Raw genomic sequence first — 21,038 nt, 5'->3', positions numbered from 1 at the left:
AATTAGGTCTTGATAATAATTGTTTGAAATTATTAGCGTCACATTTTCTCGAAAATTTTGAATTTAAAAATTCATAAAGTGATGGAAAAGGAATTAATATATTTTCATTTTCAATATATTCTTCAATAAATGCGATGTCATCTGATAAATGTGCGTGTTTATCAGGGTTGAATAAGGCAATCCAATAACAAGTGTCAATTATTATATTCATTTAGTTAAATATCTAAATCTACTGTATCAATATCTTTCTCTGCAAATCCTGTCCATGGAGCTTGTTTGGCTTTTCCGTAAATGAACCCTGCTTTAATTAAATTATTTTCAAAGCCATTCCAAATCATATAAACTCTATCAGTATTACCGAAACTCACTTTTTGCGTCAATTCTTTTTTTACGAGTCTTAAGAAGTCAATATCTTTTTTAATACTCGTGTCAATAACGTACTCTTTGATTATAGCGACACCATAACCTCTTTCTTCAGCTTTTTTTTCATCTAACCATTTGTATAATGATTCATAATCTCCTCTCATTCCGAGTTCAAATGTTATAAAAATTGTCTTTTTCACTATCTTTTCCTATTTTATATTTATAATTGTTACTAACATTCCGGTGATTGGCGAGGTTGCGAATTTCGGAACCAATTATTTTTGTTAAAGATAAAATATCTTGCGAAACCTAAACGTGAATTAACTACAAAATTCGCAACCTCGCCAAACGCCTGTTAATTGCTGCTTATTTTTTTTTCTTCTGGTTATCGGTTATAATTTGCAATTCGCTTTCTTCAAATTCATCATTATTATAAACTCGCCATTTTTCAAGCATCGCTAAGAATTCATAACCAATTTTTGAAGTTTGAAGAATTTCCATTCCAATTTTATCTAATTTATTAGTTGTTGGTGTTTTTTCAATAATACCATATGACATTAAAGTAGGACCAATTTTGTAATATGTATCCGTATCATCTTCCCATTGAACTCCTTGGTTAAAAATTCTTGCGTAAATTTTAAAAACTGTTAATAAATCAATTGTTGGAGGAGTATTATACGTTCCAAGTCTTTCAGGTGTTTCAATTATATGAGTTAATAGAGCATTATGGAGTTCTCTAAAAGTAAAATTTCCAATTTTTTGGTCGAGTTCGAAGCCCAAATGACTTTTGTTTATTTTCTTTCTTATAAAGTTTATAATAAAATATATCGCGATTGAAAAAATTGAGAATATTAAATACAAATAAACTTCAATTTCAAAATTCAGAACTTTTATTGTTGCATCATAAATTGAAATGTTTTCAAATGCAGTTTTTACAATTGAATATAAAACTGTTATTGTAGCAATAATTGCAGCAGAGATGACTTTACTCCATACTGGACTTGTCCAAATTTTCTCAAATTTTCCTCTATACTTTAATGTATCTTCTTTCATCATTTTTTTTTTAAGTAGCAGCTAACTTGTATATATGTCTGACTACATCCAACTTATCTACCCTAAATTGGGTCCCTATGTCTGACAACTGTCAGTGTTTATTTATTTTCAAAAATAGAATTTTTATTTCATAAATCATTAAACGGACTTTTTGTTTGTTGAATACTTTTCGTACTAACATGCCCCCCCGCTCTCCGAAGTGTTCATCTTTTTTACGCTGCGCAAATGTCTCTGACTTTGCACCATTTTAAACAAATATAATTGAAAACAGAAACTTCATAAAGTCTCTGACTTTAAAACTAACTTTCTTAGAATATTCCTCTGCATGCAAAAAAATCCACGACAATAAATAAGACCTAAACGTAAAAAGTCGGGAGACTTTTATCTCGTTTATTATTTCTAAGGAACAAAAAAACGCAAAGTCAGAGACATTTGCGCAGCTTTTATGAGAACACTCTGGAGAACTGGAGAAGTTTAAGTCATCAATTAAATTTAGTTATTTATGATCAGCAGTACACTCCTTTTGTTTTTACCCAGAATGGAATTCATTATATTCCCGCAGAAGGAGTATACGCTGTTTTTGAAGTAAAGCCTGACTTACAGGGAAAAGTAGGGGATGATAATTTTTTTGAATATGCAGGTAAAAAAATTGAGAGTGTCAGAAGTTTAAAAAGAACATCTGTCAAAATTATTAATGCCGGAATTGAAGTACCCGCTCGTCCATTAACAAAAATTGTTGGTGGAATACTGGCAAGCACAAATTCGTTTACTCATGCGAATAACAATACGATTGAAAATCATCTGAAAAATTTAAAAAAATTGCAAACAATTGAAATGGGCTGCGCCGTTGATTACGGCAGTTTTTACATTAATTATACTGGCTCAGAAGATACAAGCAGTAAAGATTTTGATAAAAGAATAAATGATTACTATTTGACCAGAAAATTTGAGAGTATTACATTTAGTGACAAAGAAAATTCATTAGTTACATTTTTCCTTCAACTTACAAGGTACTTACAGCAATCAATTGGAACAGTTGCAGCAATCGACTTAAATGCATATGCAAAAACTATCCGCTTCGAAATAGATCAAAAAATTTAACAGAATTAAACTGAGGTCTCCTTCAAATTTGCCACAAAAATTAAGGAAATACTTTAACATTGTGCTTTAAAATTATGGACACATCTTCTAATGTTCTCTTTCTACTATTACACTAAGAAAAGTGGTAGATAACTGTATTTCAAAACAATATTACCCCCCATAAATTGCAGAAATATCAGGTTTCTTCCATTCAAAATAATTCGTATTACTTTTTACAACACTTTCAACTTTAACATTTGAAAAATCACTATTTAATTCAATAAAATCCTTAATTAAATTTTTAGTTTCAATATACAGGAAACTTTCTTTGGCACCATTGTGTACTTAAGCCTATTTATTTCTAATGCAGAATGATGGGTATCTGTCTTAAGATGACAAGCGTCACTATCCTTTCTATGAGCAAAATGAAGTATTTTTTTAGTTTGGCCTCTTCCTCTAATTTTCACCATCTGACCACAAAAATAGCAAACAAACAAGGGCTCTCTTATCCCCTTAATTGCTTTTTGCAGTTCATTTCTATATTTAAAAACTCATTCTCTCTTTTTGAGAAAAATAGATCTGCATAAACTGTCGAGCCATCATCTTTATTCAACACAAATTCAATCGTTCTTTTATCGAATGAATTATCCATATTCAAAAAAATTAACTTTTCTTTATCTGCTCAATAGTAAATCTTAATATATTTAATAAATCGTCGTAACTAATAATGTCTATAACATTTTTATATTTCCTTTTTGCAACTTCAAAATCTTTATTTTGTTCATTGGATAATTTTTTTTCTCTACCCATTATTACATAATTGTATATAAAATGTTTAATATATTCTAATCGGTATTTTTCTTCTTCCTCCTCAAAAACAATTCTAAAATAACTATTCCTTCTTCTTCAGTCTTAAAAGTTTTTAATCCAAATTACATGACCTGAATGCTTTCTTCTAATAAAAAATTTAATTAATCAGCCAATCCAATTATATTGTCTACATCAATTCCTTTAATTACATCTCGATAAAGCTTACTTCTGTCACCTTTTAAAATTAATTTTTTATACATTACACCAGGATTTGGATCGGTAAAGTATTTCACAAAAAGCTCCCTCTCTTTATTGGTAATAATGGACCGGTGGTAATTTTGATAATGTCTAATCATAGTTTTAACGTCCTCCATTCTATTTTCATACCTATTTAATAAATTAAAGTCCGTAATATTCTCAAAATCATAAGCCGTCTTCTTGTTTATTAAAATTTCATAATTATCAACACCTAAAAGGGCTGTGGAAGAAAATTGAAACATGTAACAATCATCGAAAGATGTTTGATAAGGATGAATATGCGTGATAGTACTAAACGTTTTATCTAATTTTTCTTTTGAATTACAGATACTACAGCTCGGAATTAAATTATAAAATGACAGGGCAAAAAAGGGATTCTGTGATTTTGGGTAAAAATGATCAAGATCGAAGTAAGCAATATTTTGCGGTACTGTTCCTATTGCAACATTTTTTTTCACAATTTCTATGGTTCTATCATTACAATAAGGACAAGAACTCAATAGAAAACCCATGTCCAAATACATTTTAACACAATATTCTGAGCTTCTAAATTTTTTATAATCAAACAAATTATTTGACAAAAGAGCGCCAAATGGAGTTTGCGAAATCTTCCTCCCTTTTCTAATAAATATATCAGATTCAAAAAGTATATTTAATATTTCTGTCCGCAAAAAATTAAAATCAGAGGGAGGGCAAAAAATTAACTGCTTTAAAAACTTATAATTATATTTTTTCAAAAGCATGAAAAACTTTTTATGTCTCTGCGCTGTTTTTCTTGAACCATTTGCATAAGCTTTTATATAACTTGCTGAATCGCAATTAGTGTATAAGCTCTTACACTTATGCACTAATGCTCCTCTTGCATAATCATTCGTTTTTTTGGTTCTTGGATTTAAATAATCCCAGTGATTTTTTGCTAAAACTGACAAATATGAATCTGGATTAGGTTTATCTATGTGATCCTGTAACTTAATCATTGCTGTTTAATAAAGAATTAATCCTATATTTTATAATATCGTCTCCAAGAATATTAGTCAATTTGACAAGTTCTTTTTTTTCCTCATTAGTGTACTTATCCAATTCAACTTTTTCTATAAGATATTTGATTTTATCATATGCAAAATCGCTCGTACGGCGATTCCCTAAAAAGAATGGTTCAGAATATAAATCATACAAATTCCCTCCAAATGTATTTATAGCTAAATTTATACCGTCAAAAGAACTACTTTCACTTTTTTCGTTATTTAATATCGTAATATTTTGTTTAGGAAGATCTGAAAGCAAAAATGGTGAATGTGAAGTCAGAATTAGCTGAATACTTCCGCTATATATCGTCGGAAGCACAGACAACAGTTTATCAAAAAATTCAATCTGCCATCTTGGGTGAAGATAAAGATCACCTTCATCAATACAAAGTAGTAAATTCGGAGTTCTGGTCAATCTTAATTCATTATGAATTGATGAAAAAAGATTCAAATATGCTTTGTGTCCTGAACTTATACCCAACCAATTAATATCCAAAAAACTACAATCTTCAAAAAGTGAAATAAATTGATTAACAAAAGAGTTGGTAAAATCAGACTTATAATTAAATATGAAATTTTCAGTATTTCTTCCTCGTATTCCCTCTGCAGAATAACTCAGTTCTAATTCAGAGATTTGATATTTCAATTCCCTAATAAAGTAAATTTGCTTTCGAATAAGATCCAATCTATTATATAGTTCTTTAGAAGAGTGCTCCGTTGGTACAAAATTTTCATCATATCCATATCTTTCAACCTGTTTCTCGATAAAGTCCAATAATATATCACTGACTTCATCGGTACTAAAACCATATAATTTGTCATCTGAAAAAATTGAGCCTAGTTCTTTGGAAAATTCACCATCACTGTCGAATCGTATAATTGTTTCTCTTGAAAGCTTGGGGTAAATTTCTAAAAAGAATCCATACTTTAGTAAGATTACGAATTTCGAAGATTCTTTTAAATCCCTAGTTCTATCCTTAAAAAATCTTCTAAGACCTGAAAAATTAGTTTTTCGATTCCATTGATCTGATATGGATGCTAATTTATTACTCCAAACTTTATTTGTAATCTGGACATTAGTAGGTATTTCTATATTCAAGGTTCTAAATATCTTCGAATTGATAAACTTGACTTGTTTACCAAAATCATAAGTTTTAGCAATACCAAATGATCTTGACGTATTATTAACCGATATGTCAACAATTTCTTTATCAAAATTGTTCCTTCTATCATCATAAACATTTGAAAAAAACACCACTTTTAGCGGATTAATGGCACCTTCGTATTTTTCAAATTTCATTTTGAAGCCTACTTTAGGAATTTCATTATTATAAAGATTATAATAACAAGTATATCCCCCATCAACTTTTAATATAATAATAAATTCCGTTTTTAAGGATGTTTTGCTCCCTTTAAGACATTTACATATAAGTTCAAGAGCATTACTTTTTCCAGTACCATTTTTTCCAATTATTCCCGTTACATCGGTAATATCTTTCCCAAAAAAATTTTTAGGTAATGCCTCCACCCTTTCATGTAAAATAACATTATCTTCTGCCTGATACTTAAACTTAATATCATTCGCTAAATTAAGACCTAGGTTATTAAAATTCCTAAACTCTTTTACCCACACAAAACAAATTTTCATACATAAATAATTTTGAATGAAATTTAATGAATTTAATCCTACCAAAACAGGTATAATTACCTGTTTTCTCGAATGCACTAAACTTAAAATGCTTTTTTAATTTTATCTGATTCAAATTCTTAAAAAATCAATATTAAAAGCCCGTTGTATTGAATGTACTAGCTTTTTAACATAGATTGATATTGCATCTTATAACGCTAATAATCTTCAGGCGCACTTAGATATTTGAGTTAATGATTGTTTATTCAATTGATAATCCCGTTTCTCTAAATTGCATTGGCAAAAAAAATCTATACTATCAAATATAAATTCTCTCTCAGTTCTTTCTAACTCTTTATTTGTCATTAATTAGGAAATGAAATACATAGAAAAGTGTTCAACTGTCGAACACCTTGAATCATTTTTTAGGATTATTTCAGTTAAAAAAAGCATCATTTTCACGAAAAAAAACAAAAAAACTTAACGATTAATGATTTCTCTTAAATTAAAAAAATTATAAAAAAACCTTTAAAAATTAGTGTTTACGGGCTTTTACAAACCTTATCTATAAACATCAATATCGGAATTAAGTGTTCGATTGTAACCTCTTCAACTCCACAAAAAAGCCTGTAAACTCAATGTTTACAGGCTTTTTTATACTTAATATCAAACCATCAAAAGACAAATCAGGCGTTCGACAATAAAAAAAACCTTAACTGTCATCTTTTCAAAAAGCACTTTCATACTTAATTTGAATCGAGATATCCTTCAAACACTGCATTATCTCTCAAGCACTAATGAAGCACGCACAGTTATTTTTCACATCAAGAACACTCAGAAATAGTCCATTATAATTTCAGGCAAAACAATTCAAAAAGTGAACAAAAGAGTCTCACGTTCTAAAAATCCAAGTATAACAAAAATCTACTACTTAACATTTTCTGCAACTTTTCACATTAATCTTCATCCATTAAAAAAAGCAAATACCGGTCTGCTTTACAAATTATTTAACCGATTTCTTTACAAATAAATTTTCTATCTCATCAATAATCTTTAATCCTTCAGCAATCTCTTTTGTTGTATGAGATTTTTTTACATTTGTTTGAAGTGACAAAAATTCTATTTTACTTTTATAAAATTCTATTTGTTCTAATAAAAAATCATTTTTTTCTTTCAGAAGATTATTCTCCGCCATTATCATTTTACTCACTAATTCCTGATCCTGGGCCGCACTTTTACGATCTTCACTTTTATACGCGTTAATTTCAACCTCATCAGAAAGCAGATACTCGAAACCTATCCCGAATAAGTCATGCAACTTAACTATAAAATCAAGTTTAGGCATAGTATGCTTCCTGTAATTACGAATGTTTGTCTCGCTTGTATTCACCGCTTTTGCAAAAGAACTATTATTTCCCTTAAATTCCCTAATTGCTATTTCATCAATCTTCTCATTTATCGTGCTCATCTATACAAGTCTTACGAACTAATATCTAAAAGAATTAGATATTAGTTTCGGGTTATTAACAAATTTAAAAAAATAATAGGATATAGTCTTCAAAAAGAAATCAAATTACTTTCAGGCTATACCTTTCCGTAAACTTCTACATCATGGTATTAACACGGATACTAGCTTTTATAAGCGCCAACGCCGATATTTTAGAAATATGAATATCCTTTGACTGATGATGCGAATTTTGACTTACCAATTTTACATACTCCAAACCCTGCTCGGATTTCTGAACATACTTTACTGTAATATACTCTTCCCAATCATTCAACCTTACACTCAAAAGATACATTTCTCCAAAGAAAATATTTTCAAATTCAGTTTCTTTATACAAAATAATATCTCCAGATTTCAACAATGGATACATACTATCCCCAGTTACCGAAATAGCACCGTCGCATTTAGGTAAATTCGGAATTTTTATAGTATCCAAAACTCTACGTGACTCTGCACTGTTAAACAATTCTCTAAGTCCAGCAACAGCTTCAAGATCATACAACGGTATTTCCTGATTTACACAAATAGAATCTACCGTTTTTCTGTCAGTATTCATAATTAATACACTTGTATCATCCTCCTTTATCATAGGCCCATTTCCCGTCAAAAGCCACTCTGAATTAATTTCAGGATATTGATGTAAAATTTTACACGCCTTATCCGTTCCCATATTACTACTATTATCTAAAAATTTGTTTGAAAACCCCAAGTCAATACAAAACCTATACCTACTAATCCCTTTGTAATCAAGATACTCCCTTACTCTTTCAGTTGACCCCATAAAAGCATGTATTTTTTTACGTTAAAAATTTGTTTTAATGTATTATTTTACATTATATTTGCAAAGGAAAGAAAAATAAAATTCAAAAACAACAGAAACACCAATAAAATCATATAACTCATGGATTATAAATACAAAACAAATATAAAATACTTACATAGTAAACAGAAACAAAACTATCAAAAACCATAATATCAATCTACAAACATAAGATCTCCTATTCAACTCCTAACAAATACCAAAAGATGAAAACAAATCCCGAAAAAATTCAATAGCCAGAAAATCAACTTATCGAGAAACCAAACAGCCCTAAAAAAGTGCAATCTAATCTGATATCAAACAAAAAAAACTCAATAAAAAAAATCATGAATAAAAATCAAATCGAAACTCGCATAGCTCAATTGTACCTCGCACTTCAATATTGCTCCGAACGAACAAAAACTTTTACACCCGGTGAAAGAATCTGTATCAATCAAGAGCGTTTTCAATGGATGCATATCCTGGATAACGAGACCATTACTCCACGACCTGTTCCTCAAAATATTGAAAACAAACTAAAAGAAGTTTCCAAACTTGCTGCCAAATACAATTTCAAACCTTATTATGGTGATCCATTTAAAGATGAAATTGTATTATACAACTAAATTATATTAATCTTAAAACAAAACTATTATGACCGCACCATTAACAAACACAGTCAACCACACTATGGATTTATCACAATTTTCTGCGCAAGAACTAAAAGAAGCATTGAACCGAATTGAAAACAAAAAAAACGAAGAAAGGGATGCTTATAAAAAACTAGTAGCTGAAACTATCCCAAGAGCACTTTCAAGACTACACGAAACCTCTGAAATGATGAGAATCGCCAAAACTGAAACCTTCCAGCTATTTGAAACTATTCTGGATTTAAAAAATCAAGTTTACGGTTTTAAAGAAAAGCAAATGTCACACACTTTCTCTAATGACAAAGAAGAAATTACAATTGGATATCGCATTAATGAAGGATGGGATGACACCGCAACCATTGGAATTGAAAAAGTACAAAATTACATATCATCACTTTCAACCAGCAGAGAAACAGCAGCATTAGTCAAAATTGTTTTTAATCTACTAAAGAAAGATGCCAAAGGAAACCTAAAAGGATCAAGGGTTTTGGAACTTCAAAAACTAACAAAAGAATTCAACAATGAAGAATTTACCGATGGCGTTGAAATAATCGCCTCATCTTTTAAACCTGTTCGTTCAAGCTGGTTTATTGAAGCAAACAAAATTGATTATAATGGAATAAGAACCAATATACCATTATCGATGTCATCCGTTGATTTTTTACAAGGATATGCTTTTGATTTCTTTAACCAGACAAATGAACAAAATTATGCAGCCTAATAATGATATCTATGCATCTGCCCTATTAACATTCTTACTTATTGCAACCAATTTGAAACCAATTCTAATATTTCGAGAATGGTTGAGCTTCAAAATAAACACAACCTATAAACAGTATCAAAACGAACGCAAAAAAAAAGCTAATATCTAATCACAAATACCACAGAACGAATAATTGCAATTCATATTCTATAAACTTTTCTAAAAAAATCATCTAAACTCATTTAATTCATCTTTAATCATTTTACTATGCCAATATCTAATCAAAGAAGCCTGGGAATTCAGAAAAACAAATTACTCCGATATAAACTTATAAAAGAGTTATATCAAAAACACAAAACCGAAGACATCCCCACAACGGTAGTCTGGCGCAAATACGTCTATCCAATCTATCCCATTTCCAGAACAACATTATACGAAATCCTCTGCACTCCAATAACAATCGAACTTAAAAAAATCGAAGAGCTATACCAAAAAACAGCTTCGTAACTTATAATATCGATCTACAGCTAAACCAATCTAGTTTAAGTTTCCTGAACAAGATTGTAAAAACTTCGAACATTAATGTTCAATCACCTGTCATGCATTTTTATTAAGCAATATATCCTTCCATCTTTACCTTCTCAAATTTAAATTAAAAACTTAAACTCAAATTTCCTGTATCATTCAGACTTGCTAAATCAATAAAACAATTTTCAAAAGAACATTCAAAGGTTTCAAACATCTTAACGAAATTCTCAAAAAAAAAAAAGCCTGTAAATAGACAATTACAGGCTTTTTATTCCAAACGATTTATATTTCATATTCAACTTGCTTTTTTTTGAATAATCAAATGTTAAATAAATAATAAAGACAACTTAAAATGCAAAAAAAGAAAAGCAAAAACTAGTACACCCAAAGCAGCCTCCAGCAATATAGACATTTCAATTAAAACTCACTTTTAGCTGTGATTTACAAAGAAAAAACAAACATTCTTTCACTCTAAATGCAAAAAAAGCAAAAACCAAGCTCTAATTGTAAATGTTAATTTTCAAACCAATTCCGAGAGATGAGAGACCTAAAGAAAATTGGTTACGGGAAACCTCAAATATTGGACGCTGAATATTACGAATTTTATTACTTAATCTATAAACATACAACCATGCTTACTAAAAAACAAGAGTACATAAAATTATTGCGGAAATTATTCCTGGAAGGAAAAATCAGTATCGAATTATTGGAAGTTTTATTGATCTGCGAAAAGGAATCTTTAAACTGATTTTATTACAGAAACATTTCAAAAAACTAAAATAGTTTTAGCCCATCCATAAATTTCTTTTGCGATCTGGGCTTTTTCACATTAATTCAGGATGGCAAAACTTCACTAATCAACCAGTCCTATATACCAGAACCAAAAAACAATCTCAGACTAAACGAGATATTCTCCTTCTTGATTTACAAAAACTGCTACAGGTCCAGCAAAAAAACGAAACATAATTCGAAAATAATACTGTACCCTACAAAAAACACCCTCTGATATTAGTTAATTTTTATAACCAACAGACAATTATATACCAAAAAAAGAAACAAAGCGTACAAAAACAACCTTTTAAAAGACAAAAAAAGTACTATAAAAGCAAATCGAAAAAAGATTCGATTTTATTATTTTATTCGAAATAAATTTCGATATTTGTAAGAAATAAGAAATGAACTTCCAAAAAAACTATACATTTTTATATCTCATTACTCTAACTACAAAAAAACTATTTAGTAATCTTAAATATAAATCCAAATGACAATTTCAAAAATTATTGAAAAAATACAGGTCCTAGAATCCTGGCTCATTAAAAACCCAGACAGTGCCGAAAGACAGCTTATCGAATATGACCTGAAAAAATTACAAACTATTTTACAATTACGACAAAATGAATCAAAAGCAAATTAAAGAGCGTATCGCACAACTTTATATCACACTTCAGTTCTGCTCCGAAAAAATCAGAACATTTACAGCCGGAGAACGTATTTGTATCAATCAAGAACGTTTTCAGTGGTTCCATATTCTGAACAATCCTGAAGCTGAACCAAGACCCGTCTCATTGCAAATTGAAAGTAAAATAGGAGAAGTGACCAAACTTATCAGTAAATACCATTTTACGCCTTATTATGAAAACCCATTTATTGAAGAGGACGAACCCGCATCTATTTTAGAAAATACTATGTCCTGATTTAAGCTCAAAACATATCCAATTAATTACCAAAATAACCCAAAAATCTATAAATCAATGCATCCAAACAATGATATTTATGCCTCTTTACTTTTAGGAGCCCTATTAATCGCAACAAATTTAAAACCTATAATTACTTTTCGTGAATGGATGAATTTTAAGATCAATTCAACTTTCAAACAATATCAAAATGAGCGTAAAAATAAACCTCATCACAAATTCTGAAAATTACAAGGTTAACATAGTATTGAAATAGATTTCATCTAAAATTGTTTTTAAGAATCTTTTATCTTCTATAGAAAGAAGTCATTCTACATTTTAATTGTTTTCAAATGTAAATCTATTCATAGTATACACTGTGCTACCCTTAACAAAAAAACTCCTGTTTTTCTTAAAAGATAAAGAAAAACAGGAGCCAAAAAAGCGGGCGCTTACTGCCCTAATCAAATAACTCAAAACCATTCTTTTTCCCGGAATGCTCCAGTGTTTTATCACTCTGGAACAGAATTATTGTGCGGACTCTGCAGACTTAAATTATTAAGTTCTTTTGGCAGAATGACTTCAGAACGAAGTTCCGGACAAGCTCGGCATTAGAAGAAGAGTGGCCATTGATATATAAGGATCAAATGGTTTTGGTTATCTGTGATAAGATTTATAATTACTTATTAATGCCTCTAAAGACAATTTTACTTTTATATAAAACAATTCTTTTAATCATTTTCACCTTTCTCATTATGGCAATCTCAAACAATAGAAGTCTCGGAATCCAAAAAAATAAACTTTTACGCTATAAGCTTATCAAAGAATTGTATCAAAAACACAAAACCGAAGATATTCCAACTACTGTGGTTTGGCGCAAATATGTCTATCCGGTCTATCCTATTTCCCGCACTACTTTGTACGAGATTCTTTGTACTCCGATTACCTCTGAACTCAAAAAAATTGAAGAACTGATGTTGAATCAGACTAAAACATCGTAAGTAGTTAAACTTGTTTTAACAACTACATTTGATCTGAATTGCTTTGCAAAGATGTCTCTTTTTTTGCTTAAAAAAAGGCACATGTTCGTTGACTGAACAACTCTGTAAAGAACCAGAATACAAGTGTTTAAGCACCTATCATTTGTTTTTTTTACTCCTTTTTTAAGACAATCTTTGTACCCACAAAAGGAAACAACCACAGCGGTTACAACAGAAAATCAAGGCCCATTTTCTTCAAAATCAACACTCCAAAAAGCTGTTTCTCCCAAAAACAAAATTCAATCCTAACATATATTTTTAACATTAAATGGAACAGTTTTTATACCCCACTCTAACCGCATTCTTCGCCGCATTTATCACATGGTTTTTCTCAATGAGAAAATCATTAGCCCAAGACAGAGCCGCCGAACTCGACAACACTGTTAGCGCTGTAAAATATTACCGTGACTTACTCGATGATCTTACCGCCCGGTTAACTACAGCAACCGAAACCATAAAAAAAATGGAAATACAGCACAAAGAACTCATGCTAATCAATCAGCAGTTGGTTGATGAACTACAAAAATTTAAACAACTAAACGGAAAACAACAATGACATTAGCCCAAAAAACCTTAGAAATTGCAATTGCTCAGGTTGGTGTTGAAGAAATGCCACGAAATAGTAATTCCGGTCCTGAAGTCGAGATTTATTTAAGAAGTGTCGGACTCACAAAAGGATATCCCTGGTGTATGGCTTTTGTTTACTGGTGCGCTCAAAAAGCAGCATTACAATTAGGAGTAAAAAATCCTTTAAAGAAAACTGGCGGTGTACTAGACCAATACAATTCAAGCAAACCTTTGGTAAAAAAGGAGCCACAGCCCGGTGACGTTTTTATCCTGGACTTTAAAAACGGAACAGGTCACACCGGAATTGTAGATAAAGTTGCCGGAACTCTTATCTACACCATTGAAGGAAATACGAATGACATGGGAGGTCGTGAAGGCTATAAAGTAGCCCGAAGAAAAAGAGAAATTAAAAGCATTAAAAGTTTTTTAAGACTCTAAAAACGAACAATAATCAAATTATAACTTATTATGAATAATTTCAAACGTCTTGTTTTTTTGTTTTTTTTAGTCTTAGTTCTGGTTTCGTGCAAAAGCCCGAAACCGGTTCTAAGTGAAGAAAAAGCAAAAACTATTACAATCAAAGAAACAGTACATGATACTGTTTTTAAAATTCAGAAAGACAGCAGCTCTTATAGGGCATTGCTGGAATGTCAAAACGGAAAAGTAGTTGTTAAGAATGTTACTCAGGCCGAACCAGGGCGTAACTTAAAAAGCCCAAAGGTTCGTCTTGAGAACAACAAACTAAACGTAGACTGCGAACTCAAAGAGCAGGAACTCTACGCCCGCTGGAAATCACAACAGGTAAAAGAAACCGAAGTAAAAACCATCAACACCACCAAGTTTGTAAACTACTTGACTTTTTGGCAAAAGGTACAGATTTGGCTGGGGAGGATTTTGCTCTTGGTGTTGGTTTATTATGCTGTCAAACCGATTGCCAGATTCTACAGGTTATTCTAAAATCAGCTAAACAATTTAAAAAAATAATTCACTCTAAAATTTTCAAATGAATTTTAGGATTTAAAAACAAACCTATGTCAAAAATATTTTTTTTCACAAAAGAGAGTTCGATAGAAACGGATCAATTAGCAGAATTAGCTTTTGGACAACAACCCGACGTTGGGAATGTTGAAAAATACAATTTAGATAATAATTTTTCTGTTTCTGAGAATGCTCCTGCTTACGCCATTACAAAGTCCTTAGTACTGGCAATGCCAAATGCTAATCCTGCATTGTTAAACATCGCATTACTCCCATTAAATACGTACGTTAGTGGCTTCCCCGCAAAAATGTTCATTTACAGAGGAATTAAAAAATCCTCATTAGTTGATAATCTCGGAAATATACCCGAAGCAGATAGCTCATGGGATTCTAGTAATATTCTTAAAGTAATAAAAGAGATACAGGATAAACTAAATGCAAAAAATAGTACCACTTTAATGGCTAAGTCAGATTGCTTAGGTTTAGGTTTTTCAAACCTTCCCGATAGTACTTTTGTCGAAAAAATTTTCTTCGATGATACCGACAATTTCCATCCTTTAATCGTAGAAGGCGGGTGTCAAATTGGAAAATTTGCCGGTGGATCAACTCTCGCAGGAATCGAAGTCATATTGGATATGATTGGTTATGAACCAACCTTAAAGTTATTAAAAGCTTCTAACCACACTCTTGAAATTGAAAAGTTAAACATTGGCAGTACTTTAACCGAAGTTGAAAAACTTAAACTAAAATTCAACAATAGATTCAAAAAAGAAGAGATCTTAAGTTATCTTGACATCACAGCGCTCTATGGTGCTACAAAAAATCAAGGATTAAGAGTAAAAGGAGCCGATAATGGCAACAACTTCTTACAGAAATTTTACAATAAAAATACTGTTTACGTCGACATCAGAGACGATTGGGGTTTCTCATACAATCACTTCTTTAAGTTCAAAGACGACCTAAAAGTTGGTTTTTATTCTGCAGATAGTAATATAAAGGATGCTGTATATACTGATATGAACTATTATACCAATTGGCCTATTCTAAAAATTACCAATCAAACTTATAATAACAGTAAAAAATGGTTTCATGTCAAAATTCCTATTGGAATTGGAAGCCCTGTAAATGCAAACTTTTTATCTTCTTATGTAGGTAAAATTTCCACCGAAGTTGATAGTACGCAAAAAAAACACTTTATTATTGCTGATGGAAATGGTAGTAATTCCATACAGCTTGAAGAATCTGAGGCCATTAAATTAAAGAACTGGAAATATGACGATAACAAATTAGGTGCAAATTATTTTCTGTTAAAAAAATCAACAAAAGGAAATAGTAATGATGAATATCAAAATGTACCATCAATATGGAATAATCTTTTCTCTTTAAAAATGAATAATGTTTTTGGATTTGAAGAATTAATTGATGGTGACTTTAGAATCTACACCTACTCCTCTATTAACTCTCCATTAGTTATTGATTCCAAAAGAGGTGAGGCTTACTTGCCTACTTCAGGGATTGCTATCGACAAAAATCATGTAACATTTTTTGCTTATAAAGACGAGGTTGTATATAAAGATACAACAAGCAAAGCAGATAAACCTGTTGCATTAATTGGCAAGGGTAAATTTAATTTAAAATTTGACACAGCTGATTATGATTATGAAAACACCACAAATCCACATACAGGATTTCTCAACCAAATTGTAAAAACATCTAAAATCGGAAACTTTGAGTTGAATAAATTTTCAGTTACTGATTCTGAAAACAACAATACAGTTAAATTTCTTTCGTACTCAAGATCTGGAGATTATAGTGAGAATGATATAGTTTTTGAGACTTTTGAAACAATTACTTTCACACATGAAGAGTACAATGCGTTAAAAGCATATCAACAAAATCTGAACAGTGAGTTCCCTAATCATCCCGCATATATAAAATGTAAGGATTATAATTTCACCGAATATTCAAAATTTATAGTGGAAGACTACACTCTAACATTGGGTATGCCACTACCCATTGAAAATGAAGACACTTCTCTTCTTTACATTGATATAGGTGCTGTAATTGATGACATCACATACAATAATTTACCCATTAGTTTCACTAGTGTAGCTTTAGACTAAAATTAAAAAATAAAGACTATTTAATTATGCCAATATATACATCAAAAAACGCTATAAACAACATTCCTTTAGCAAAGCAAGATCATACTAACAATGATGAAGGAGGTAAACTTCATTGTTTACTTTTACAAAACAATTCCCGCCTAGTCGATATAGCTGCAGGCGGTATTAAAACTTCTCCTTTAAAAATTGGAGATGAAAATGAAGCTGCTAAACTGGTTAAAGTTGCCTTAAATTTCATTAACGAAAGAGATGATTTATACCCTGAGTACAATATTACTAAGTTAGATGTAAACACATATAAATTTGATTCAAAGCTAGAAAATGCAATTACTCTCTTTCAAGAAAAATTTAATATCCCTGTAACTAATGTGGTAGATTGTATAACAATACTAAAAATAGACAGCAAATTTCTAGGAGATGAATTTTTCGATGCTGAAAGAAAAAAATATATAGGAAAGTCAAGTAAAAAGGAATTCAGTTTCGTACAACAATCTCTTGCAAACAATAAATATGAATATTCGATCTCATTTCGTGAAAATGATCGTCCCATTAAAATTGAATTGGATACAGTTCTTAAAGGAAAAATAGTTCGAAAAGATATTTTTGTTAATGATAAAAATTTAAATATAAATCTGTCAAATAAGACCAAAAATGAAATTCTAAATAAACCCGAAGTTCAGCAAATATTTTCAAGATACGGTATTGATGGTCAGAATTTCACAATATTGCTTGATCCCGCAGAAACTAAAGTTCAATTTGGAACCGCAAAAACTTTTACAGAGACTTTTATTTTAGATTACAAGGAAGAAGAAGAAAACACCCCTCCCTTATTATTTGATGACGAAGATGCAAAATTGCATAAAATAGAAGAAGGTGACTCTCCCGAAAAAATCATTCTTGATAATTATTATGGAGGCGGTGGTTCCCCAATTATGGATCCATATAACAACACCGTAATTTTTAATCTTCCCGAAAGAAAAGCATTCCCTGTCGCAAAAAGAAAATATGATTCCCGTTTTCAGTTTTATCTTAATCTGTTATATTACTACAATTCAGAAGAAAAAGGTTCAAGCATAAAAGAATGGGGACTAGTAAAAACTAAGGATTATCAAAGATATCCAGTTAACCATCTAAATAATATAAACATTTTTGAAAATGAATTTTATCAAGATGAGCCCAAAACTGCATTACCCAATTATTACCGTTTTTTAAAAGAAATGGAAAGGCTCAATCCTAAAAGTAAAATTGAGTTCGATAGTAATGGAAATACAACTTCGTTTTCAACCATAAAAGGTAAAAACATTAGAATTCCTTCAAGAAAGTTTGCTGATTCGATGTATTATTTTCTAAACTTCAGGCCAAACGAAATGTTAACACCTGTAACTGTTCCTCCTACTACTCCTAATAGTCAACCCACATCGGTTATGGACTATGTAATTGATGAAGTTTTAGACCTTTTTGTTAACAAAGCGGGTACAGCTCTTGAGAATATTGTTGAGGCTGGTCTAGATTATGTCGACGAAATGGTAGATGATGCAATTGCATTGTATCAGGAAGCTGCTGAGTTTTTTAAAAAAGCATATAATTTTGCCATTGACGTTATAACTAAATATTGGCCAAGAGGTCTTGGTGGAACTATAGCAATCGGAGGAAGCATTACCTGGGGTATTCCAATTCAAACAAAAGGAAATATAGAAAAAAGCCTTTCCCGAAAAATGTCGAAAGAAAAAGAATTAATAATTGTTTATAGTACTCAATCAACATTTGGAGTCGGAGCTGATGTAGCCGTCGGAACAAGTCTGGGGTTGCACACAGGAGGACATGGTACATCGAAGAAAAAATTTGGTTTAAATGTTGGGGCAGGGGCAGGAAAATCATACGATATTAAGATTGGAAATGAATACGAATTTCCTGTCAGAAAAGAGGAAACAGCATTATTAACTATGATTATTAATGTTTTTGGGGGGGCGATGGTAAATGCAACAGCTGACGTTTTGGAATATTTTGATGTCATAAATTTAAATCCAAGACAATACTTAACAAAGTTTGAAGTTTCTTTCGAGAAAAGTCTTACTGGCTGGGCTGGCGCACAAGTAGGAGTTGATCGTTTAGATGAAAATGGTAAGCCTAGTGGTATTAGTACACCAACTGAAAACCAAGACACACCTGAGCAACAAAATAGCAATAAAGGTTATGGTCTTGTAGATAATATTTTCAACAAATTACCAGGTATGGGTGCTACAGGTGAGGCAGCTTTTAAGAGTGGCGTTGCTTTTAGCTATGAGGTAGACTATGGGGAAAACCCTTTAACTAAAAATCATGAAGGCAGAGTCTTTAAGACTATTGATATTGATACCAACTATTATTCCCAAAACACTTTAAGTTTTGGGCTATTGGGTGGCTTTTTAAAAAAAATTTTTGTGAATTTACTTCCTGGAGCACAATTGATAGGAGCATTCTTTAAAAAAATGTCATTTGATGAAGGAACAATGTTTGGGGTGAAGTACAGCTTAGAAAGAGTTGGCACAGCTGATTCTCTAGGTCCTGGCGATTTCAATTTTACTGGTCAAAATGTCATTGTTGATACTCTTAGTGGTCATTCTATAAAATATTCTAGCCCAGGAGAAAAAGTAATCAAACAAATTTCATTGTATTATAGCACTTTTACAGGAGACGTTAACTCTCTTTGTCAACCTGGTACCGAAATAAAATACAACTTTAATGTGGGTACACTATATAAAATGATTAAGGATAGAGAAACTTACGATTATAGCTTTAAAAACGTACTGTCATTATTTAGAAGCATAGAATTTCACAAAAAAGTTGGTACTTTAAATATTAACACAGGGCAAACTAAGCTTGTCCGAGTAAAAATGCCTGACAACAACCTTACCGGTCTAATCGTGGGTGCTCATAGAGACAGGGCTAAACCAGAAGTCGAATTAATTTCTAAAATGCTGGAACAATCTTTAAAACTAAGTAAATCAAATGCTTTTTTCGAAGGAGGATTGGCAATTGATGTTAAAATGGAATTAAAAATAAGTGAAATAGCTAAAGTAATACTATTTTACCTAAAAAAACTTAATTATAAATATGCATCTTTAACCGATGGATCTCAAAGGAAAAACTTCGAAAGAGATCTGGAAAAAGAAAGATTGAAGATTCATAATGCAATTAAAGCAAAAGCAAAACTTAATCAAACCAACAATGAAGATCAAGTCGTGGCTGAATTGGGAGCTCATTACTATGATAAACTTTTTGATGATAATGAATCAGGAATTTATCCCAATACTAATGTTGTAGGTTTAAATGTTGTAATGGATCAATTCATAAGAACTAAACCAGAGATAGATTATGTAGAAGCTTTACTAAGATTTTTAAAGGGGATTAAACCTTTTAATCTTTACATGAATAATGTAAAGCGACCAGGAGAAGATGATCCTGATTATGGTATGACTAAAATTATAGATTATTTTAATTTTATTGCTACTTTAGCGCATCTTGATGTTACATTAGAAGCAAAAGCCGGTGTAAATTTTGGGGGAACTGTAAAAGTAGGAGAAGGGGCAACTATAGGTGCAGCACTTGAAGCATTGTTTGAAATAAACTATCAGGCTAAGTTATATAACAATGGAAATTTAACTTTTTTAGATCCACAAGATCCGCTACGAATTGTCTATGAGGAAATTCGCAGTTTATTAGGTTTTCAAAAAGAAAGTAAACGTATCGCTGCAAAAACAATATTACAGGTCTAAAAATAACAATTATGAAGAAAGCATTTTATTTTATTTTCGTTTATTTAACATTTTTTTCGACAAAATTTTTAAACGCACAAAATTTAAATAGATATAATTTAGTTTATTTTAAAAAAAATGAATTGAATTTAAAAGGACATATTAAGTCATTACAAACCTACTATTCCAAAATCAACGAAAATCTCCCTACAAAAGTTAAAAATAAAATAAAAGTAAATAACGGAGCCCCTTGGGTTTACAATTATTTAGAACTTTACAAAAATGAACATGTAAAAACCAGTATAAGTAACGTTCCTGATTTCGGTCTATCTAATCTTTCTTTTAAAGGGCTTAATGTCGATATTTATAATTATGAAAGCAAAGATTTAGAAAAAAAGGAAGCAAAAAAAACAGGTTATAAAAAATACAATCAAAACAGCGATTATTTTTTTCTATTAAAGCCAAACGTTGACAGATACTACTTTTCTAAAGTCCTTGATAATTCAAGATCCATGGT

At 30.8% G+C, this 21,038-nt stretch carries 23 protein-coding genes and 1 pseudogene; 15 read left to right on the top strand and 9 right to left on the bottom strand.

What is annotated here, in order from left to right; genetic code table 11:
* The 3 genes from FLA105534_RS23290 to FLA105534_RS23280 form a co-directional block, all read right to left on the bottom strand.
* Nucleotides 1-211, bottom strand: a 211-nt coding sequence (locus FLA105534_RS23290; protein ID WP_217427733.1) for a hypothetical protein, incomplete at its 3' end; no start/stop codon positions are given.
* 4 nt (nt 212-215) lie between these two features.
* Complete coding sequence (locus tag FLA105534_RS23285; RefSeq protein ID WP_173968463.1) at nt 216-563, bottom strand: hypothetical protein; 348 nt, start codon at nt 561-563, stop codon at nt 216-218.
* Between the two features lie 166 nt (nt 564-729).
* Nucleotides 730-1,419 carry a hypothetical protein gene (locus FLA105534_RS23280; RefSeq protein ID WP_173968462.1) on the bottom strand — a complete coding sequence of 230 codons (690 nt, stop codon included), beginning with the start codon at nt 1,417-1,419 and terminating at the stop codon, nt 730-732.
* Between the two features lie 429 nt (nt 1,420-1,848).
* Between FLA105534_RS23280 and FLA105534_RS23275 the strand changes: the two genes are divergently transcribed.
* Nucleotides 1,849-2,517, top strand: a complete 669-nt coding sequence (locus FLA105534_RS23275; protein WP_173968461.1) for a DUF6602 domain-containing protein — start codon at nt 1,849-1,851, stop codon at nt 2,515-2,517.
* A 272-nt stretch (nt 2,518-2,789) separates the two neighbouring features.
* Here the strand turns inward: FLA105534_RS23275 and FLA105534_RS24085 are convergent.
* From FLA105534_RS24085 to FLA105534_RS23250, 6 genes and pseudogenes are all read right to left on the bottom strand, one after another.
* Nucleotides 2,790-3,035 (bottom strand): annotated as a pseudogene (locus FLA105534_RS24085) (DUF7830 domain-containing protein); the annotation flags it as partial.
* A gap of 124 nt (nt 3,036-3,159) precedes the next feature.
* Nucleotides 3,160-3,378 carry a Shedu anti-phage system protein SduA domain-containing protein gene (locus FLA105534_RS24080; RefSeq protein WP_173968464.1) on the bottom strand — a complete coding sequence of 73 codons (219 nt, stop codon included), beginning with the start codon at nt 3,376-3,378 and terminating at the stop codon, nt 3,160-3,162.
* A gap of 89 nt (nt 3,379-3,467) precedes the next feature.
* Nucleotides 3,468-4,541, bottom strand: coding sequence for a hypothetical protein (locus FLA105534_RS23265; protein WP_173968460.1), 1,074 nt, complete (start codon nt 4,539-4,541; stop codon nt 3,468-3,470).
* Nucleotides 4,534-6,237 (bottom strand): AAA family ATPase, encoded by a 1,704-nt coding sequence (locus FLA105534_RS23260; protein ID WP_173968459.1) that lies wholly within the window; start codon nt 6,235-6,237, stop codon nt 4,534-4,536. Before FLA105534_RS23260 ends, FLA105534_RS23265 begins: the two co-directional genes overlap by 8 nt.
* 982 nt (nt 6,238-7,219) lie before the next feature.
* On the bottom strand, nt 7,220-7,684 hold the full coding sequence (locus FLA105534_RS23255) for a hypothetical protein (RefSeq protein ID WP_173968458.1): 465 nt from the start codon (nt 7,682-7,684) through the stop codon (nt 7,220-7,222).
* A 136-nt stretch (nt 7,685-7,820) separates the two neighbouring features.
* Complete coding sequence (locus tag FLA105534_RS23250; RefSeq protein WP_173968457.1) at nt 7,821-8,504, bottom strand: S24 family peptidase; 684 nt, start codon at nt 8,502-8,504, stop codon at nt 7,821-7,823.
* 365 nt (nt 8,505-8,869) lie between these two features.
* Here FLA105534_RS23250 and FLA105534_RS23245 point away from each other — a divergent pair, with 365 nt between their 5' ends.
* The 14 genes from FLA105534_RS23245 to FLA105534_RS23180 all read left to right on the top strand — a co-directional run.
* Nucleotides 8,870-9,148 (top strand): hypothetical protein, encoded by a 279-nt coding sequence (locus FLA105534_RS23245; protein WP_173968456.1) that lies wholly within the window; start codon nt 8,870-8,872, stop codon nt 9,146-9,148.
* Between the two features lie 28 nt (nt 9,149-9,176).
* On the top strand, nt 9,177-9,893 hold the full coding sequence (locus FLA105534_RS23240; RefSeq protein ID WP_173968455.1) for a DUF3164 family protein: 717 nt from the start codon (nt 9,177-9,179) through the stop codon (nt 9,891-9,893).
* A 249-nt stretch (nt 9,894-10,142) separates the two neighbouring features.
* A complete protein-coding gene (locus FLA105534_RS23235) occupies nt 10,143-10,382 on the top strand; it encodes a hypothetical protein (RefSeq protein WP_173968454.1) in 240 nt (79 codons plus the stop codon).
* A gap of 559 nt (nt 10,383-10,941) precedes the next feature.
* Nucleotides 10,942-11,151 (top strand): hypothetical protein, encoded by a 210-nt coding sequence (locus tag FLA105534_RS23230; protein ID WP_173968453.1) that lies wholly within the window; start codon nt 10,942-10,944, stop codon nt 11,149-11,151.
* Between the two features lie 513 nt (nt 11,152-11,664).
* Nucleotides 11,665-11,817, top strand: a complete 153-nt coding sequence (locus FLA105534_RS23225) for a hypothetical protein (protein WP_173968452.1) — start codon at nt 11,665-11,667, stop codon at nt 11,815-11,817.
* Nucleotides 11,798-12,097: a hypothetical protein gene (locus tag FLA105534_RS23220; RefSeq protein WP_173968451.1), complete on the top strand. Its 300-nt coding sequence runs from the start codon at nt 11,798-11,800 to the stop codon at nt 12,095-12,097. The genes FLA105534_RS23225 and FLA105534_RS23220 overlap by 20 nt, the downstream gene beginning before the upstream one ends.
* A gap of 57 nt (nt 12,098-12,154) precedes the next feature.
* Nucleotides 12,155-12,322 (top strand): hypothetical protein, encoded by a 168-nt coding sequence (locus tag FLA105534_RS23215; RefSeq protein WP_173968450.1) that lies wholly within the window; start codon nt 12,155-12,157, stop codon nt 12,320-12,322.
* A 509-nt stretch (nt 12,323-12,831) separates the two neighbouring features.
* Nucleotides 12,832-13,077 carry a hypothetical protein gene (locus tag FLA105534_RS23210; protein ID WP_173968449.1) on the top strand — a complete coding sequence of 82 codons (246 nt, stop codon included), beginning with the start codon at nt 12,832-12,834 and terminating at the stop codon, nt 13,075-13,077.
* 373 nt (nt 13,078-13,450) lie between these two features.
* Complete coding sequence (locus FLA105534_RS23205; protein WP_173968448.1) at nt 13,451-13,672, top strand: methyl-accepting chemotaxis protein; 222 nt, start codon at nt 13,451-13,453, stop codon at nt 13,670-13,672.
* Nucleotides 13,669-14,121 (top strand): CHAP domain-containing protein, encoded by a 453-nt coding sequence (locus FLA105534_RS23200; RefSeq protein WP_173968447.1) that lies wholly within the window; start codon nt 13,669-13,671, stop codon nt 14,119-14,121. The genes FLA105534_RS23205 and FLA105534_RS23200 overlap by 4 nt, the downstream gene beginning before the upstream one ends.
* Nucleotides 14,122-14,151: 30 nt before the next feature.
* Complete coding sequence (locus FLA105534_RS23195; protein ID WP_173968446.1) at nt 14,152-14,640, top strand: hypothetical protein; 489 nt, start codon at nt 14,152-14,154, stop codon at nt 14,638-14,640.
* A gap of 74 nt (nt 14,641-14,714) precedes the next feature.
* A complete protein-coding gene (locus tag FLA105534_RS23190) occupies nt 14,715-16,784 on the top strand; it encodes a hypothetical protein (RefSeq protein WP_173968445.1) in 2,070 nt (689 codons plus the stop codon).
* 26 nt (nt 16,785-16,810) lie between these two features.
* Nucleotides 16,811-20,542 (top strand): hypothetical protein, encoded by a 3,732-nt coding sequence (locus tag FLA105534_RS23185; protein ID WP_173968444.1) that lies wholly within the window; start codon nt 16,811-16,813, stop codon nt 20,540-20,542.
* A gap of 11 nt (nt 20,543-20,553) precedes the next feature.
* The coding region (locus FLA105534_RS23180) for a hypothetical protein (protein ID WP_173968443.1) at nt 20,554-21,038 on the top strand (485 nt) is incomplete at its 3' end.

Source organism: Flavobacterium collinsii (genome assembly GCF_902804485.1).
GTDB lineage: Bacteria > Bacteroidota > Bacteroidia > Flavobacteriales > Flavobacteriaceae > Flavobacterium > Flavobacterium collinsii.
This window is presented reverse-complemented; position numbering and strand designations above follow the sequence as displayed.

Coding starts and splice junctions, on each gene's coding strand:
- FLA105534_RS23280 (WP_173968462.1), bottom strand. CDS start 1,419: ATGATGAAAGAAGATACATTAAAGTATAGAGGAAAATTTGAGAAAATT.
- FLA105534_RS23265 (WP_173968460.1), bottom strand. CDS start 4,541: ATGATTAAGTTACAGGATCACATAGATAAACCTAATCCAGATTCATAT.
- FLA105534_RS23260 (WP_173968459.1), bottom strand. CDS start 6,237: ATGAAAATTTGTTTTGTGTGGGTAAAAGAGTTTAGGAATTTTAATAAC.
- FLA105534_RS23255 (WP_173968458.1), bottom strand. CDS start 7,684: ATGAGCACGATAAATGAGAAGATTGATGAAATAGCAATTAGGGAATTT.
- FLA105534_RS23250 (WP_173968457.1), bottom strand. CDS start 8,504: ATGGGGTCAACTGAAAGAGTAAGGGAGTATCTTGATTACAAAGGGATT.
- FLA105534_RS23245 (WP_173968456.1), top strand. CDS start 8,870: ATGAATAAAAATCAAATCGAAACTCGCATAGCTCAATTGTACCTCGCA.
- FLA105534_RS23240 (WP_173968455.1), top strand. CDS start 9,177: ATGACCGCACCATTAACAAACACAGTCAACCACACTATGGATTTATCA.
- FLA105534_RS23235 (WP_173968454.1), top strand. CDS start 10,143: ATGCCAATATCTAATCAAAGAAGCCTGGGAATTCAGAAAAACAAATTA.
- FLA105534_RS23230 (WP_173968453.1), top strand. CDS start 10,942: ATGAGAGACCTAAAGAAAATTGGTTACGGGAAACCTCAAATATTGGAC.
- FLA105534_RS23225 (WP_173968452.1), top strand. CDS start 11,665: ATGACAATTTCAAAAATTATTGAAAAAATACAGGTCCTAGAATCCTGG.
- FLA105534_RS23220 (WP_173968451.1), top strand. CDS start 11,798: ATGAATCAAAAGCAAATTAAAGAGCGTATCGCACAACTTTATATCACA.
- FLA105534_RS23215 (WP_173968450.1), top strand. CDS start 12,155: ATGCATCCAAACAATGATATTTATGCCTCTTTACTTTTAGGAGCCCTA.
- FLA105534_RS23210 (WP_173968449.1), top strand. CDS start 12,832: ATGGCAATCTCAAACAATAGAAGTCTCGGAATCCAAAAAAATAAACTT.
- FLA105534_RS23205 (WP_173968448.1), top strand. CDS start 13,451: ATGAGAAAATCATTAGCCCAAGACAGAGCCGCCGAACTCGACAACACT.
- FLA105534_RS23200 (WP_173968447.1), top strand. CDS start 13,669: ATGACATTAGCCCAAAAAACCTTAGAAATTGCAATTGCTCAGGTTGGT.
- FLA105534_RS23195 (WP_173968446.1), top strand. CDS start 14,152: ATGAATAATTTCAAACGTCTTGTTTTTTTGTTTTTTTTAGTCTTAGTT.
- FLA105534_RS23190 (WP_173968445.1), top strand. CDS start 14,715: ATGTCAAAAATATTTTTTTTCACAAAAGAGAGTTCGATAGAAACGGAT.
- FLA105534_RS23185 (WP_173968444.1), top strand. CDS start 16,811: ATGCCAATATATACATCAAAAAACGCTATAAACAACATTCCTTTAGCA.